We start from the raw sequence: 15,160 nt of genomic DNA, 5'->3' as shown, positions 1-15,160 counted from the left end.
ACGGCTAACATCGATGAAAGACCAGGAACGGAACAGACAGTGTCAGAACTCGGCTCTCGCCACTCATCCGGAAACAACCTCGACCCGTGGTACGGCTCATACGCCGCCCGTACGGCCGGGTTGGCCGCCAGTGAGGTCCGCGCCCTGTTCGCCGTCGCAAGCCGCCCAGAGGTCGTCTCTCTGGCCGGTGGGATGCCGTTCGTCTCCGCTCTGCCCGAGGACCTGGTGACGGATGCCATGAACCGCGTCATGCGGGAACAAGGTCCAACAGCGCTCCAGTACGGTTCAGGGCAGGGCGTCGAGAAGCTGCGTGAGCAGACACTCGAGGTGATGGCGCTCGAGGGGATCCAGGGAAGCGCCTCCGACGTCGTGATCACGACCGGCAGCCAGCACGCGCTCGAGCTGTTCAGCAAGCTCTTCATCGATCCGGGCGACGTCGTTATCGCCGAAGGGCCGAGCTACGTCACCGCGATGGTGATCTTCAAGAGCTACCAGGCCGAGGTCGACCACGTCCCCATGGATGAGAACGGTCTCATCCCCGAGGCGCTCCGCGAGCACATCGCCAGCATCAAGGCCGCGGGCAAGAAGATCAAGTTCCTTTACACGATCCCTACGTTCCACAACCCGGCCGGCGTCACGCTCTCCGAGGCCCGCCGCACCGAGATCCTCGAGATTGCGCGCGAAAACGACATCCTCGTGCTCGAAGACAACCCGTACGGGCTCTTGTACTTCGACCAGAAGCCTCCTGCCGCCCTCCGTTCGCTCGAGTCGGACGGCGTTGTCTACCTCGGCACTTTCTCGAAGACGCTCGCGCCCGGCTTCCGGGTCGGGTGGGCACTCGCACCGCACGCCATCCGCGAGAAGCTCATCCTCGCCAATGAGGCTGCGATCCTGTGCCCGTCGTCGTTCAGCCAGCTGGTGATCTCCCAGTATCTCGATCAGGCCGACTGGAAGGGCCAGATCAACACCTTCCGTGGCGTCTACCAGGAGCGGAAGGAGACCATGCTCTCCGCTCTGGGGGAGTACCTGCCCGACCTCACCTGGACGAACCCCACTGGTGGGTTCTACGTCTGGCTGACACTGCCTGAGCAGCTGGACTCCAAGGCGATGCTGCCGAGGGCCGTAAAGGAACTCGTTGCGTACACACCGGGTACCGCCTTCTACGCCGATGGTGACGGGCGCCAGAACATCCGGCTCTCGTTCTGTTACCCGACGCCGGAGAGCATTCGAGTTGGGATCCGGCGCCTCGCAACGGTCATCAACGGCGAAATCGATCTGCTCGACACCTTTGCCGGTACCGGTCGATTGACCGGAGGGAAGTCGCGAGGCACATTCGCGGCCCCACCACCCAACATGTCCTGAGCATCCGCTGCGATGACCCGCACACCCGGACCCACAGAAAAGGCCTGATCATGACTGATTTCAAGAAGCTTAACATCGTCGTGCTCTCGGGTGGGATCTCACACGAGCGAGACGTGTCCCTTCGGTCAGGGCGGCGCGTCGCCGAGGAACTGCAGGCCGCAGGTCACACGGTGACGGTTCGCGATCCGGATGCCTCCCTGCTGCCGGCACTCACGGAGCAGGCCCCGGACGTCGTCTGGCCTGCCCTCCACGGCGCCAGTGGCGAGGATGGCGCGCTCCAGGCGCTGCTCCGTGCCCGCGGCATCCGTTATGTCGGTTCGCACGCTGAGGGCGCCGGCCTCGCCTGGTTCAAGCCAACCGCGAAGGTCCTGGTTTCACGTGCCGGCATCGCCACGCCGGAGTGGCTGACGCTGCCGACCGAGACATTCCGCGAGCTGGGCGCCAACGGCGTACTCGCGGAGATCGTGCATGGTATCGGCCCCGCAGCCGTCGTGAAGCCCGCTCAGGGCGGTTCGGCGCAGGGTGTGACGATCGTGACGGATGCCGGTGACCTGCCACGCGCGATGGTCGACGCCTACACCTACTCGGATGTCGCCCTGATCGAGAAGAAGATCGAGGGTACCGAACTCGCGATCGCCGTGATCGACTCGGGTCACGGTCCTGTCGCGCTTCCCGCCGTCGAGATTCAGCCGCGCTCCGGCGTCTACAGCTTCGAGGCGCGCTACAACGCGGGGGAGACGACTTTCTATGCCCCGGCACGCGTATCGGATGACGTCGCCAGGCGCGCAGGCGAGACGGCCGTTGCGGTTCACGAGCTTCTCGGGCTTCGCCACATCTCGCGCATCGACCTCATCGTCGATGAGAGCGGCGTTGTGTGGTTCCTTGAAGCCAACATGCTGCCGGGTCTCACCGAGACCTCACTGGTGCCCCAGGCCATCGAGGCGGCCGGCCTGACGCTTGCGTCGATCTACAGCGCCCTGGCCATGGCGGCTGCCGGGGAGTAACCCCCGGCAGCGACCCGGTTACGCTCCGTAGCTGGGTTCACCGATCTCAGCGAGGATGCGGTTGAGGTCGCCAATCGTCGCGAATTCGATCGTGACCTGGCCTTTTCTCGCTCCGAGGTTAACCTTGACCCGGGTGTTCAACCGGTCACCCAGTCGATCAGCGACCTCTTCGAGGTGAGCGTGGCGAGTTCCGCCAGCCGGTTTCGGCTTTTTTGGAGCCTGTCCCTGAATCTGCGCCGCAGCAGCCTCCGCCGCGCGTACCGACAGGTCCTCGTTGATGATCTTCTCCGCCAGCCGAAGCATCAGCTCCGGCTCGACCAGCGAGAGGATCGCGCGGGCGTGACCCGCACTCAGAACTCCTGCAGCGACGCGGGACTGGATCGATTCTGGGAGCTTGAGCAAGCGGATCGTATTAGTGATTTGTGGCCGTGACCGGCCAATTCGCGTTGCGAGCTCGTCCTGGGTGATGCCGAAGTCCGCCAGCAGCTGCTGGTAGGCGGATGCCTCTTCCAGCGGGTTGAGGTTGGATCGGTGCAGGTTCTCCAGCAACGCATCGCGCAGCATGTCCTCGTTGGCGGTGTCCTTGACCACAGCAGGAATGGTGGCGAGGCCGACTTCCTTTGTGGCCCTGAGGCGACGCTCGCCCATGATGAGTTCGAACTTGCCCCGCTTCGACTGGTGCGGCCGCACCACGATCGGCTGGAGGACACCCACCTCGCGGATGCTGTGCACCAGTTCGGCGAGGTCGTCTGCATCAAAATTGATGCGCGGCTGTGCGGCGTTGGGGATGATGTCCGCCGGGTCCAGATTAACGAGCCGGGCACCGGGCACCGCAACGAGATCCGGGTCTTCTGTGGTCCGTGCCGGGTTGGTCTGCGGGAAAAAGACGTCGACCGGGCGACCGTTGTCGGTCATCTCCTGTGTCGTCGTGGGAATGAGGGATCCGATCCCGCGGCCGAGGCCAGTTCTTTTCACGGCCATTAGCGTGGTGCTCCTTCAGTAAGCAGTTCGATTGTGTTCTCGTCCGCGGTCTCACGGGCCGCGCGCTCGCGCTCGGCCTCCCGCGTCGCAATTTCGGTGGCCGCCTCGAGGTATGAGATCGCGCCGACGCCGCTGGGATCGTGGCTGATCACGCTCTGGCCGAAGCTGGGGGCTTCAGAGATACGGACCGCCCGCGGAATGATGGTCTTGAGTACCTCAGCGGGGAAGTGAGCGCGCACATCGTCGGCGACCTGATGTGCCAGGTTGGTGCGGGTGTCAAACATCGTCAACAGGATGGTGCTGACCGTGAGTGGGGGATTCAGGTGCTTTTGAATCATCCGGATGCTGTTCAGCAGTTGACTGAGACCCTCCAGGGCGTAGTACTCGGCCTGAATGGGGATGAGCACCTCGCGTGCAGCGACGAATGCGTTGATGGTCAGCAGGCCCAGCGAGGGTGGGCAGTCAATGAAGACGTAGTGATACGTCTCCTCGGACTCCCGCACGAACTGCTCGAGCGCCGTGCGGAGCCTGTGCTCGCGGGCCACCTGCGACACCAGCTCAATCTCCGCGCCGGCGAGGTGGATCGTCGACGGTGCACAGAAAAGGGTGTCGAACTCCGGACTCTGCTGCACGACATCCGCCAGGGGAAAGTCGTCAATGAGCACGTCGTAGATGCTCGGGATTTCAGCATGGTGGTCGACGCCGAGGGCAGTCGAGGCGTTGCCCTGCGGGTCGAGGTCGATGACCAGAACCCGAGCTCCGAGCTTTGCCAGGGATGCCGCGATGTTCACGGTCGTCGTGGTTTTACCCACGCCCCCTTTTTGGTTCGAAACCGTAAAGATCCGCGTCTTTTCGGGCTTTGGGACGGTTATTTCTGCCAGATTCCTGCGTCGGTGAGTAAGATCGAGGATCTCTCTCATGAGCGGCGATGAGTCATCTGCGGTGGGCGATTGCGTCACCGACTCTCCTTCTGTGTGGGGATGTTTCACGTGAAACGTGCTCCGTCCTGTCGTAATTTCCACCGTACCTGACCATGTCGATCCGGCAGGTTTGTGCGTGCGCCTGTCGCGCTTTCGGGCGGCAAATCCACTCCTGATGGACGCGCACAGGCCGGAAGATTCGCGGGTCAGCGGCGGATGTTTCACGTGAAACCCCTGCGCCGGTCTGAGAGACGCAGCTGCAGGATCGCCCGACACAACGGGGTCGAGTCTCTTGCGCCCGTGCACCCACAAGCGCGCCAGATCGGGTGCAACGACGCCGTCCACAGCGGCACTGTTTCACGTGAAACACTGCCGCTGGATAGGACCGCGCAGGCTGGATGTGAATACCCAGCACGACCTGCCCACACGAGTGGGTGATGCGTCGAGTAGCGGCGCTGCGAGCCGGGTAATCGTCCACCCGCGCAGCACGCCGGCGTTACCGTTGCCGGCGCACCGTTGCCTCCACTGCGATCACTGATACAGGCTCCCGCCCGGCATGCACCTCTTCAACTGAACCCCGCAAGGCTCCGGATGTTTCACGTGAAACCAGCCGCGACCTGTCGACCGGGTGCCGCAGTCGGAGGGTGCCGCAGTCGGAGGGCACCGCAGTCGGAAGCTGCCGCTCGTCCGTCCGGAGTCGCGTTCAGAGCTGAACATGGCGCGCCGGAATGGCCGGGCCCAAACCGGGCAAGGGTGTGTGGCTTTACTTACCTCGGGTAAGAGTAGGCCCAACTTTTCTCAGCAAAAGAGGTGAAAAGTGGCGAAAAACGGCCCACCGGTGATCGGTGAAACGCGCTTAGGATGCCTCCCACAGCGCTGAAACACCCTGTTTCGCGAGCGTTCTGACCCAAATCGACTGTGACAAGGAGCACGGGGATACGCCCACTGGGTTACCGATCTGGGACGAATCGCGTCGTGCCGGTCCGACATGAGCTGTGTGGTCATTCATTGGTGGCCGATGACGGCGTGGAGCGATGACCAACGCGCGGGTGCGGCGAGGAGGAAGCTTCACACTGACTCGGCGCAGGAGTGATTGCCACGACCCCGCCGGCGCAAGGTCGCGGGGCCAACCGCCGATGTTTCACGTGAAACTGTCGCGTTCGACCACCAGGACCGACACTGGACTCGCGGCTACGCCACGAGCCGAGGAGGCGACGAGGCAACGAGGCGACACGAGATCTGCGCGGTGGACGCTGCCGGAACGTCCGGCAACACCGAAGGTGCGCGCCGGATCCCGTCATGGCTACCGGCCAGCCAGGTCGCAGGGGGACGCGACGTTTCACGTGAAACCCTGAAACACGGAGGACGGATCCTGCACCCGTTGCAAGACCCCCACGTTCGGCAACTGCGACGGTCAGCATCAGCAGTCCCGGGCCGGCCTCCGGCCCGGGGGAGCGATGTATCGGGAGGATGCCCTCCAGGGCAATCCAGGTGTTCGCCGCCACGGTGCACCAGATCCCTTAGACAAACGAGAAGGCACACCAGTACGCCGACCGCAACCGTGGTGTTTCACGTGAAACCACGACGGGCGGCGTCGGTGTCGGCGCGGCCACCTTGGGGGCGACAAAGAGGCAGGGCGACAAGACGGGAAGACGGGAAGCGTGCATGTCGATCGCGCAAGTCTTGCGCATGCGTATGTGACTGGCATTGCATTGACCGCCAGCGCCCGTGGTTTTGCGGTTCTGCCCGCGCACTCTGTTCCGGGAAACGCCCACGCACAGCTGCGGGGCACGTGCGGCGAAACCTCAGGTCGACGGCGCGCATTACAAGCCGCTGCCATCCAGATACCGAGACCGAGACCGAGACCGAGTTCGCATCATCCGCCCGACCTCTGCGCAAGCAATGTTTCACGTGAAACGGGGTCTGGTTTCAGGAGGAACCGGCCGATAAACGGCAAATATGCCGCGTCCGCACGCCGCGGACATGGCTTAGGATCGCTCTGAGAGAGCTGAACTGGGCAAGTTCAGAACACGCACAACGTTGCTCTCCGGCTCGGTCTCACCGAGAGACCGGCCATGTGGGGCCTAACCGCGAACGGTTCCGAGGATCACACGCGTGACATCGTCGGTCAGTCCTTCACCAAGGACCTCAACCCGGGCATTGGACACCTTGTACTTGCGCATTTCCTTCTGTGCGGCTGCAATCTCCGCCTCGGCGTTCGCGCCTTTCATCAGGACCAGTTCACCGCCGTCCCGCAGCAGGGGAGCGGTCAGTGGAAGCAGTTTGCGGAATGCGCTGACAGCCCTGGCCGTCACCTGGTCCAACGGCGTCTCGAGCTTGACCTCTTCAGCCCGTGCACGGAGAACAGACACATTGCTCAGTCCGAGCCGGTCTACTTGATCATTTAGCCAAGCAACGCGGCGCTCCATTGGCTCGATGAGAACAAACTGCACATCCGGTCGGGCGATACCAAGTACGATCCCCGGCAGACCGGCCCCGGACCCCACATCGCCGACCAGGCCGGGCCGCAAGAGCGGAGCGACGAGAGCGCTGTTCAGGATGTGACGTGACCACAGCCGGGGAAGCTCCAGCGGCCCAATCAACCCGAGCGCTTCGCCGTGCTCCGCGAGGTTCTGCGTGAACTGGCGGGCTACCTCGAGTCGAGCGCCGAGTACATCGACGGCAAATGCGGGTTCCTGCTCGAGCTGTGGTTCAGACATGTGCTCTATTTCTTTGTTTTCTCGAGGGCCGGCAGCCACGGCCGGCGCGTATCGTGCCGCGCGACGGTCCGCTCATCGACGACCAGCCGACCCCGTGTGGTGCCGCAGGCCCGACATGGACTCAATCTCAGGCGCGGGTGATCACCGTGTGCCGGTCGCGACCTTCACCGTGGGAGTTGGACGTGAAGCCCCGCTCGGAGACCACATCGTGCACGAGTTTGCGCTCATAGCTCGACATCGGGGGAAGAGCCGCGGAACTTGCACCGGCCTCGATCTGGGCAATGGCACTGTCGACCAGAACGGTAAGTTCCGCCTGACGCGCATCGCGAGAGCCACCGATGTCGAGGATGAGGCGGGAGAACTGTCCGGTCTTGCTCTGTACGGCGAGGCGGGTCAGCTCCTGCAGGGCGCTGACCACGTCAGGCTTCGACAGCGAACGGATGTTGCTGCCTTCGCTCGCGGTCACTGCGACATACGCCCGTCCATTGCGAACGTCGATGTCGATGTCGCCGTCGAGGTCAGCGATGTCGAGAAATTCCTCGATGTAATCAGCCGCAACGTCGCCCTCTTCCTCGAGCTGCGATGCCGTTGGGGAGTCGTTCCGTGCAACCTCGAGCTCTGCCGGGTCGTGAATAACGTCGCTCATCGGACTACTTTCCGTTGTTCTTGGGGGACTGATTTCCGGATGCCGGGTCCACGGAACCCGCTGATTTGGCCGGCGAAGCCTGCGCTTTCGGTGGCACCTGGGCCTGGGGGGTTGCCCCTGCTGCCTTGGCAGGATTGCCGGACTTCGCGGGATTAGCCGGCTTCGCTCCGGCGGCGCCTGGCTTGGCCGCAACCTTCTTCGCCCGGTTCTTGCCCATGGGCTGCTGACGCTGCGCCGGTCGCTTCTCTTCGATGACCAGGGTGTCACCATCACCGGACTCGGCCGGCTTCAGCTTTCCCTTGCGCGCGAGGCGCTCTTCGCGCTCCTTGGCGGCTTCGGTGCCTGGCATCGGCATCTGCCTGATGATGATGAACTGCTGCACCATGGTCCAGAAGTTTGAGACCAGCCAGTAGAACATGACACCGAGCGGGAACGCGAAGCCGGAGAACAGGAAGACGAACGGCAGGATGTACAGCAGGATCCGCTGCTGCTTGAACATCGGACTCGCCTTGGTCTCTTCCGAGATGTTCTTCGACACGATCTGCAGCTGGGTGATGAACTGGGATGCCGTCATCAGGACGACCATGATCGCCGCGACAATCATCACGCCGACCTCCGGGCCACCAGGAGCGTTCATTGCCGAGGAGAAGCTCATGTGCAGCGGCGCGAAGTCGAACAGCGACGAGGAGCCGAACTCCTCAGACAGCGCCTCGTTCAGGGGCCCGACACCGGATTTACCGGTCTGTGAGTCGTTCAGTACCGAGAACAGCGCAAAGAAGATGGGCATCTGAACGAGCAGCGGGAGACATGACCCGAGCGGGTTCGTACCGGTCTTCTTGTACAGCTCCATCGTCTCGCGGCTCATAGCCTCGCGACTGAACTGGTCTTTCTTTCCCTTGTACTTGTCCTGGATCTTCTTCAGCTTGGGGGCGACTTCCATCATCCGTCGCTGGTTCTTGATCTGCTTGACGAACAGCGGGATCAACGCCGCACGAACAACAACCGTCAGGCCGACAATCGAGAGGACCCACGTGAGGCCGTCTTCCGGCGCCATCCCCAGGAAGGCGAACAGCGAGTGCCAGCCCACGAGGATGAGTTCCACTACCCACTTCAGCGGCCAGAGGATGATCGACAGGAGATCCATGCGGGGTTAGCCCTTTCGGTGGCTGGCTGTTACAACGAAACCACGCGGGGTCACGGAGTATCGGAAGTTCTTTTTCAGTGGTGCATCATCGACGCCACCTGCGGCCCAGGGATGGCACCGGGCGATCCGCAGAGCGGCAAGCCCGGAACCGACCGTCACACCGTGCTGCTGTATGGCATGCATCGCGTAGGCCGAACAAGAGGGATAGTACCTGCAGACTTCCCCATAAAGCGGTGAAATGACTGTGCGGTAAGCGATCAACGCAGCGACAGCAGCATTACGCGGCAGCAACAGGATGCCGTGGGCCAGGCCCGAAACGTTGGACTCGTCGACAACCACACCGGTCATGATCGCGCCACCAGCTTCGCCGTACTGTGCTGGATCTCCGCTTTCAAACCGGAAAAGTCGCTGGTCGCAGCCGGCGGGAGCGCGCGGAAGACAAACTCAGCGCCCTCCGGCAGCTCCGGTGCAAGGTCGTGAGCAATAGCCTTCAACCTGCGACGAGTGCGATTGCGAACCACCGCGTTTCCTACAGTTTTTGCAACAATGAACCCGAACCGCGGAGTACCGCCGTTCGGGTTCATCAGTTGGTACGTGACGCAGTTCGCGCTCACAGCCCGTCGACCCCTGCGGACTACCCGTTTGTAGTCATCCGCGCTCGTTATGCGTTGCGCTTGGGCGAGCACGATGACAACAGGGGAGAAGCGGTTGGACTAGGCGGAGAGCTCGGTACGGCCCTTGCGGCGACGGGCGCCGAGAATGGCGCGGCCGGCACGGGTACGCATGCGCAGACGGAAACCGTGCACCTTGGCGCGACGACGGTTGTTCGGCTGGAAAGTTCTCTTGCTCATAATTTCTCACTCCACGTTTGGAATTTCCGCTGCAGCTGATCGCACGCAGGGAGAATTGGGTGCCCGAGGGCAGAAGTCAACTGATTAAACCTACGTCCTGCGACTCCTGTGGTCAAACCGGCGAAGCGCAAAAGAACAATTATCCACAGTTTCCACAGGCGGGACTCTCTGACACGCGGGCCATTTTGTGCTGTAAATTTGGGCCTTTCACGCTGATTCGTTACCGTGAGGGAATAGTTATCCCCAGCCCAACCGATGCGGTTCCCCACAGATCCGCGCGTTTTGGCACGTCCGGTGGATAACTCTGTGAATAACTTCGTAAGGGAATCATGTCAAACGAGCAAGAGTCCATCACGCAAACGTGGCAGACCGTGCTCGATGTACTTGCTACAGACGAGCGAATCACGCCCCCACTCCACGGGTTCCTCAACCTGGTGGTTCCCAAGGGCATCATGGCGGGGACCTTCTATCTTGAGGTTCCCAACGAGTTCACCGCAGGCCAGCTCAACATGCGGATGCGGGCACCGCTCCTCAACGCCATCGGCACTCTGCAGGAAACTCACGGCGCATCAACATTCGCGGTGGTCGTGAATCCGGAGATCATCGACGAAGAGTACGAACCTCTTCCCCAGGCGCCCGTGCAGCAGCAACAACCTAATTACCTGCCGAGTCCGACAGCTCCGGCCATGCACGACACAGCACTTCCTGCGCGACAGAACGACACCCGGCTGAACTCGAAGTACTCCTTCGACAACTTCGTGATCGGTCAATCCAACAGGTTCTCCCACGCCGCGGCCGTCGCTGTCGCTGAAGCTCCCGCCAAGGCGTACAACCCGCTCTTTATTTATGGCGACTCAGGACTCGGTAAAACCCACCTCCTCCACGCCATCGGTCACTACGCGATGAGCCTGTATCCGGGGATCCGCGTTCGCTATGTATCGAGCGAGGAATTCACCAACGACTTCATCAACTCGATCGCGAACAACAGGGGCTCCGTCTTTCAGTCGAGATATCGCGACATCGACATCCTGCTGATCGATGACATCCAGTTTCTCCAGGGCAAGGCCGAAACGCAGGAAGCGTTCTTCCACACCTTCAACACCCTGCACGACCACAACAAACAGGTCGCCATCACGAGCGACCTTCCTCCGAAGGCGCTCACGGGGTTCGAAGACCGCATGCGGTCGCGCTTCGAGTGGGGCCTCATCACCGACGTCCAGGTTCCGGACCTCGAGACGCGCATCGCCATCCTCCGAAAGAAGGCGCAGAGCGAAAAGCTTCAGATTCCTGACGAGGTACTCGAATTCATCGCGTCCAAGGTCTCATCCAACATCCGTGAACTCGAAGGAACCCTGATTCGGGTGACGGCATTCGCGAGCCTGAACCGGACACCCGTCGACATGAACCTCGTGCAGACGGTTCTCAAGGACCTGATCACCCTCGACGACGACAACGTCATTTCGCCGGTGGACATCATCAACATCGTGGCCGCCTACTTCAAGCTGAGCGTCGACGACCTCTATGGCTCCAGCCGGTCACAGGCGATCGCCACGTCGAGGCAAATCGCGATGTACCTGTGCCGCGAACTGACGAATCTCTCGCTTCCCAAGATCGGCCAGCTCTTCGGAAACCGCGATCACACCACTGTGATGTACGCGAATAAGAAGATTTCCGACCTCATGCAGGAACGTCGCTCGATTTACAACCAGGTCACAGAACTGACCAGTCGCATCAAGCAGGGCCACCGCTTCAACCGTTAAAGCGGTGCTCAGGCGCGGTTAAAGTCCACAGGATGTCGCAGTCTTACACAGTGTGGATAACCCTGTGGAAGAAATTCGAATAACTCGCCTGAGCCTGTGAGTGAACCCGCTCTTAATGTGCACAACCGGCCTACATGCCAGTAACGGCAAGGATCTCTGTCCTGCTCAACTCCACAACGCGCCAACAAGTAACAACCGTGTGGTTCCCTTTGATTTACTCGCATCGAGAAAGTTATCCACAGTTTCCACAACGGTTAAGACCATTAAAGAATTCTTAAACTTTTAATCCGCCAATAACCTTTTGGCGAGACGAGCCTCGCCCCAACGAGGGTGTGACGTGCTCTCTCAGACCCGGCTAACATGGTGATCCACTCGTACCTTGAAATGACAGGGGATCCACCGTGCGGTTTAGCGTCAATCGCGATGTCTTCAGCGAAGCGGTTTCGTTCGCCGTGAAGCTTCTGCCCCAACGAACGACTCTGCCGATCCTCAGCGGAGTGCTCATCGAAGCAACCGACACAGGACTTGTGCTTTCAAGCTTCGACTATGAGGTTTCAGCCCAAACCGAGATCAACGCCCAGGTCGAAGAGCCGGGGACCGTCCTGGTTTCCGGCCGACTGCTCGCCGACATTGCGAGCCGGCTTCCGAACGCACCAGTGGTCTTTTCGACAAACGAGAACCGCATTGTGGTCAGCTGCGGCTCCGCCAACTTCACGCTCCTCTCCATGCCGGTCGAGGAATATCCGAGCATTCCCCAGATCAGCGGTCAGACCGGCCTGGTTCCGGGCGAAGACTTCGCCGCAGCGGTCGCCCAGGTCGCGGTTGCCGCTTCGCGGGACGACGTGACACCGGTCATCACCGGTGTCCAGCTCCAGGTCACCGATAACCGCCTCGGCCTGGTCGCCACCGACCGCTATCGCGTCGCTGTCCGTGAAATCGACTGGGACAACGGCGAGAACACAAACCCTGAAGGCCTCACCGCACTGGTGCCGGCGAAAACTCTGCAGGAGGTCGGCAAGACCTTCGGCCACTCCGCGACGATTTCGGTGTCGTTCACCGCCAAGGACGACCGGGAACTCATCGCGTTCACCGCGGACAACAAGACAGTGACGTCGCTCCTGATCAAGGGATCTTTCCCCCCGGTCCGCCGCCTTTTCCCGGACAACACCGACAACTACGCGGTGATCAACACGGGCGAACTGATCGAAGCTGTTCGTCGTGTCTCCCTGGTTCTCGAACGCGAGGCAGCACTTCGGTTCACCTTCACGATCGATGGACTCACGATGGAAGCCGTGGGCTCCGAGCACGCCCAGGCATCCGAATCGCTCGACGCTCTGCTGACCGGCGATGACATCGTTCTCAGCCTCAAGCCACAGTTCCTCATCGACGGTCTGACCGCCGTTCGCAGCGAATTCGTGCGATTCTCCTTCACGAAGAGCGAGAACACGAACAAGCCGGGTCCGATGCTCATCACGAGCCAGTCGTCCAAGGACCAGCCGGGCGCTGACAGCTTCAAGTACCTCCTCCAGCCCAACCTCCTCCTCCGGTAGACACCGACAGCAGACCTGGCCGCGTAATCCGCGACATCCCGCCTCACGAAAGGGCTGACCATGCACATCGGTCTCATCGGACTCGGCAAGATGGGCGGCAACATGCGCACGCGGTTGCGCGCCGCCGGTATCGAAGTAACAGGTTTCGACCGCAATCCGGATGTCACGGACGTTGCGACGGTTGAAGAGCTGGTGGCCGCGCTGCCGTCACCACGCACGGTGTGGGTCATGGTTCCCGCCGGAAAAATCACCGATGATGTCATCGGCGAACTCAATAACCTGCTGGACGAGGGTGACCTCGTGATCGACGGTGGAAACAGCCGTTTCACCGAAGACTTCAAGCACGCAGAACTTCTCGCCGGCAACGGAATCGACTACATCGACGCGGGCGTCTCCGGCGGAGTGTGGGGTCTCGAGAACGGTTATGGCCTGATGGTCGGCGGATCCGCGGCCCAGGTTGAACGGGTAATGCCCGTTTTCGATGCGCTTCGCCCCGAAGGTCCTCGTGAAGAGGGCTTCGTTCACGTCGGCGAAGTCGGTGCCGGCCACTACGCCAAGATGGTCCACAACGGCATCGAGTACGCCCTCATGCAGGCATACGCCGAGGGATTTGAGCTTCTCGAGAAGCGCGAGGACATCATTCGGGATGTTCCGGGCACGTTCAAAGCGTGGCAGCGCGGCACAGTTGTCCGGTCCTGGCTGCTTGAGCTTCTCGTCCGTGCACTGGACGAAGACGATGATCTCTCCGAAATCGAGGGCTATGTGGAGGATTCGGGCGAGGGCAGGTGGACCATCGAAGAAGCGGTGGCCAATGCGGTTCCGGTTCCCACAATTTCCGCATCGATCTTCGCCCGCTTCGTCTCGAGGCAGGACGATTCACCGGCCATGAAGGCGGTTGCCGCTCTCCGCAACCAGTTCGGCGGTCACGCCGTGAAGAAGAGCGACGAATAGTCGCGTCAGTGGTTCACAGGTAGCCTGTCTCAGTGATCGTTACCCACCTCAACCTCAGCGAATACCGCAACTACGCGGTAGCTGACGTGGCGTTCGCACCGGGGGCAAACCTCTTCGTCGGCCGAAACGGCCAGGGGAAGACGAACCTCGTCGAGGCTCTCGGGTACCTGTCAACACTCGGATCGCACCGGGTTTCCACCGATCAGGCCTTGATTCGCGCGGGCGCCGATGCCGCGGTGATCAGGGCTCGCCTGCAGCACAACGGTCGTGACCTCCTCGCGGAAGTGCAGATCAATCGCAGCGGCGCCAACCGCGCGCAGGTCAACCGGAGCCAGATCAAACCGCGGGAACTGCCCCGTTACTTCTCGAGTGTGCTCTTTGCCCCGGAAGACCTCGGCATCGTGCGCGGAGATCCGTCAGCCAGGCGACGGTTCATCGACCAACTGCTCGTGCTGCACACCCCCAGGCTCGCCGGCGTGATGAGCGATTATGAGCGCACACTCAAACAGCGCAACTCCCTGCTCAAATCGGCGCGATCTTCGGGGCTGAAAGCGAACCAGCTGACGACCCTCGAGATCTGGGATGACCGGCTCGTGGTTTTCGGCTCCGAAATCATCGACGAACGGGTGCGTCTGGTTCACGCCCTCTCCCAGCCGATCCGGGATGCTTATGCCTCGGTTGTCGGTGACGACCACGGCCCATCGCTGACCCCACTACTCTCCATCAACGGTGTCGATGCCGAGGAAACCGGCGCGGCAGCGACCGAAACCCGTGCCGAGCCAGGTGATTTGTCCACGGCAGATCTCTTCCGCTCTGCCCTCGCCTCCCGGAGGAAGAGTGAGGTCGAGCGCGGTCTCACACTGGTCGGCCCGCATCGGGATGACATTCTCTTCGAACTCAATTCATTGCCGGTGAAGGGTTATGCCAGCCACGGCGAATCCTGGTCGTTCGCTCTCGCCCTGAAGCTGGCATCCGCTGAACTGCTCCGTCGTGATTCCAACCTCGGAGATCCGGTGCTCATCCTCGACGACGTGTTCGCCGAACTCGATTCACACAGGCGTGCTCGCCTCGCGTCGGCGGTCTCGACCTTCGAACAGGTTCTCATCACCGCCGCCGTTCTCGACGACGTGCCCGCGGAGCTCGCTGCCCATACCGTTCATATCGAGGCGGGACGGATTATTGACAGTCCCGTTATCAGTGCGACCGAGAGCGAGCGCGACAGTGTCTGATGCGACGCCAGGTTCCGACAAAGGGGCAGAAGCAGCACGGGT

The 15,160-nt window shown here is 61.6% G+C and carries 13 protein-coding genes and 1 pseudogene; 6 read left to right on the top strand and 8 right to left on the bottom strand.

Going from position 1 to position 15,160, the window contains the following annotated elements:
- Nucleotides 1-39 precede the first annotated feature (39 nt).
- A complete protein-coding gene (locus tag AC1C2M_RS12440) occupies nucleotides 40-1,362 on the top strand; it encodes an aminotransferase-like domain-containing protein (protein ID WP_495436774.1) in 1,323 nt (440 codons plus the stop codon).
- Nucleotides 1,363-1,412: 50 nt separating this feature from the next.
- Nucleotides 1,413-2,366, top strand: a complete 954-nt coding sequence (locus AC1C2M_RS12435; RefSeq protein ID WP_495436772.1) for a D-alanine--D-alanine ligase family protein — start codon at nucleotides 1,413-1,415, stop codon at nucleotides 2,364-2,366.
- Between the two features lie 18 nt (nucleotides 2,367-2,384).
- On the opposite strand, the gene AC1C2M_RS12430 is transcribed toward AC1C2M_RS12435, so the two are convergent.
- From AC1C2M_RS12430 to rpmH, 8 genes and pseudogenes are all read right to left on the bottom strand, one after another.
- Nucleotides 2,385-3,347 carry a ParB/RepB/Spo0J family partition protein gene (locus AC1C2M_RS12430; protein WP_495436770.1) on the bottom strand — a complete coding sequence of 321 codons (963 nt, stop codon included), beginning with the start codon at nucleotides 3,345-3,347 and terminating at the stop codon, nucleotides 2,385-2,387.
- Nucleotides 3,347-4,267, bottom strand: coding sequence for a ParA family protein (locus AC1C2M_RS12425; RefSeq protein ID WP_495437554.1), 921 nt, complete (start codon nucleotides 4,265-4,267; stop codon nucleotides 3,347-3,349). The genes AC1C2M_RS12430 and AC1C2M_RS12425 overlap by 1 nt, the downstream gene beginning before the upstream one ends.
- A gap of 2,084 nt (nucleotides 4,268-6,351) precedes the next feature.
- Complete coding sequence (rsmG, locus tag AC1C2M_RS12420; RefSeq protein ID WP_495436768.1) at nucleotides 6,352-6,987, bottom strand: 16S rRNA (guanine(527)-N(7))-methyltransferase RsmG; 636 nt, start codon at nucleotides 6,985-6,987, stop codon at nucleotides 6,352-6,354.
- Between the two features lie 127 nt (nucleotides 6,988-7,114).
- On the bottom strand, nucleotides 7,115-7,633 hold the full coding sequence (locus AC1C2M_RS12415; protein WP_483406526.1) for a Jag family protein: 519 nt from the start codon (nucleotides 7,631-7,633) through the stop codon (nucleotides 7,115-7,117).
- A 187-nt stretch (nucleotides 7,634-7,820) separates the two neighbouring features.
- Nucleotides 7,821-8,777: pseudogene (gene yidC, locus AC1C2M_RS12410) on the bottom strand (membrane protein insertase YidC); the annotation flags it as partial.
- A gap of 6 nt (nucleotides 8,778-8,783) precedes the next feature.
- Nucleotides 8,784-9,125 carry a membrane protein insertion efficiency factor YidD gene (gene yidD, locus AC1C2M_RS12405; protein ID WP_495436765.1) on the bottom strand — a complete coding sequence of 114 codons (342 nt, stop codon included), beginning with the start codon at nucleotides 9,123-9,125 and terminating at the stop codon, nucleotides 8,784-8,786.
- Entirely contained in the window at nucleotides 9,122-9,463 is a 342-nt protein-coding gene (gene rnpA, locus AC1C2M_RS12400) for a ribonuclease P protein component (RefSeq protein ID WP_495436763.1), read from the bottom strand. Before rnpA ends, yidD begins: the two co-directional genes overlap by 4 nt.
- A gap of 27 nt (nucleotides 9,464-9,490) precedes the next feature.
- Nucleotides 9,491-9,628, bottom strand: a complete 138-nt coding sequence (gene rpmH, locus AC1C2M_RS12395; protein ID WP_010204566.1) for a 50S ribosomal protein L34 — start codon at nucleotides 9,626-9,628, stop codon at nucleotides 9,491-9,493.
- Between the two features lie 329 nt (nucleotides 9,629-9,957).
- Here rpmH and dnaA point away from each other — a divergent pair, with 329 nt between their 5' ends.
- The 4 genes from dnaA (at nucleotide 9,958) to recF (ending at nucleotide 15,118) form a co-directional block, all read left to right on the top strand.
- A complete protein-coding gene (gene dnaA / locus AC1C2M_RS12390) occupies nucleotides 9,958-11,388 on the top strand; it encodes a chromosomal replication initiator protein DnaA (protein ID WP_495433218.1) in 1,431 nt (476 codons plus the stop codon).
- Between the two features lie 401 nt (nucleotides 11,389-11,789).
- The gene (dnaN, locus tag AC1C2M_RS12385; RefSeq protein WP_483406529.1) at nucleotides 11,790-12,938 is read left to right on the top strand and encodes a DNA polymerase III subunit beta; all 1,149 of its coding nucleotides are present in this window, start codon (nucleotides 11,790-11,792) and stop codon (nucleotides 12,936-12,938) included.
- Between the two features lie 60 nt (nucleotides 12,939-12,998).
- Nucleotides 12,999-13,889 (top strand): phosphogluconate dehydrogenase (NAD(+)-dependent, decarboxylating), encoded by an 891-nt coding sequence (gene gnd / locus AC1C2M_RS12380; RefSeq protein ID WP_495436761.1) that lies wholly within the window; start codon nucleotides 12,999-13,001, stop codon nucleotides 13,887-13,889.
- Between the two features lie 32 nt (nucleotides 13,890-13,921).
- Nucleotides 13,922-15,118: a DNA replication/repair protein RecF gene (gene recF / locus AC1C2M_RS12375; protein ID WP_495436759.1), complete on the top strand. Its 1,197-nt coding sequence runs from the start codon at nucleotides 13,922-13,924 to the stop codon at nucleotides 15,116-15,118.
- Nucleotides 15,119-15,160 lie beyond the last annotated feature (42 nt).

The organism is Mycetocola sp. Y444 (assembly GCF_059445295.1).
This window is presented reverse-complemented; position numbering and strand designations above follow the sequence as displayed.

Excerpts from the sequence above, each read along its gene's own strand:
- AC1C2M_RS12435 (WP_495436772.1), top strand. The coding sequence starts at position 1,413 with ATGACTGATTTCAAGAAGCTTAACATCGTCGTGCTCTCGGGTGGGATC.
- AC1C2M_RS12430 (WP_495436770.1), bottom strand. The coding sequence starts at position 3,347 with ATGGCCGTGAAAAGAACTGGCCTCGGCCGCGGGATCGGATCCCTCATT.
- AC1C2M_RS12425 (WP_495437554.1), bottom strand. The coding sequence starts at position 4,267 with ATGAGAGAGATCCTCGATCTTACTCACCGACGCAGGAATCTGGCAGAA.
- rsmG (WP_495436768.1), bottom strand. The coding sequence starts at position 6,987 with ATGTCTGAACCACAGCTCGAGCAGGAACCCGCATTTGCCGTCGATGTA.
- AC1C2M_RS12415 (WP_483406526.1), bottom strand. The coding sequence starts at position 7,633 with ATGAGCGACGTTATTCACGACCCGGCAGAGCTCGAGGTTGCACGGAAC.
- yidD (WP_495436765.1), bottom strand. The coding sequence starts at position 9,125 with ATGACCGGTGTGGTTGTCGACGAGTCCAACGTTTCGGGCCTGGCCCAC.
- rpmH (WP_010204566.1), bottom strand. The coding sequence starts at position 9,628 with ATGAGCAAGAGAACTTTCCAGCCGAACAACCGTCGTCGCGCCAAGGTG.
- dnaA (WP_495433218.1), top strand. The coding sequence starts at position 9,958 with ATGTCAAACGAGCAAGAGTCCATCACGCAAACGTGGCAGACCGTGCTC.
- gnd (WP_495436761.1), top strand. The coding sequence starts at position 12,999 with ATGCACATCGGTCTCATCGGACTCGGCAAGATGGGCGGCAACATGCGC.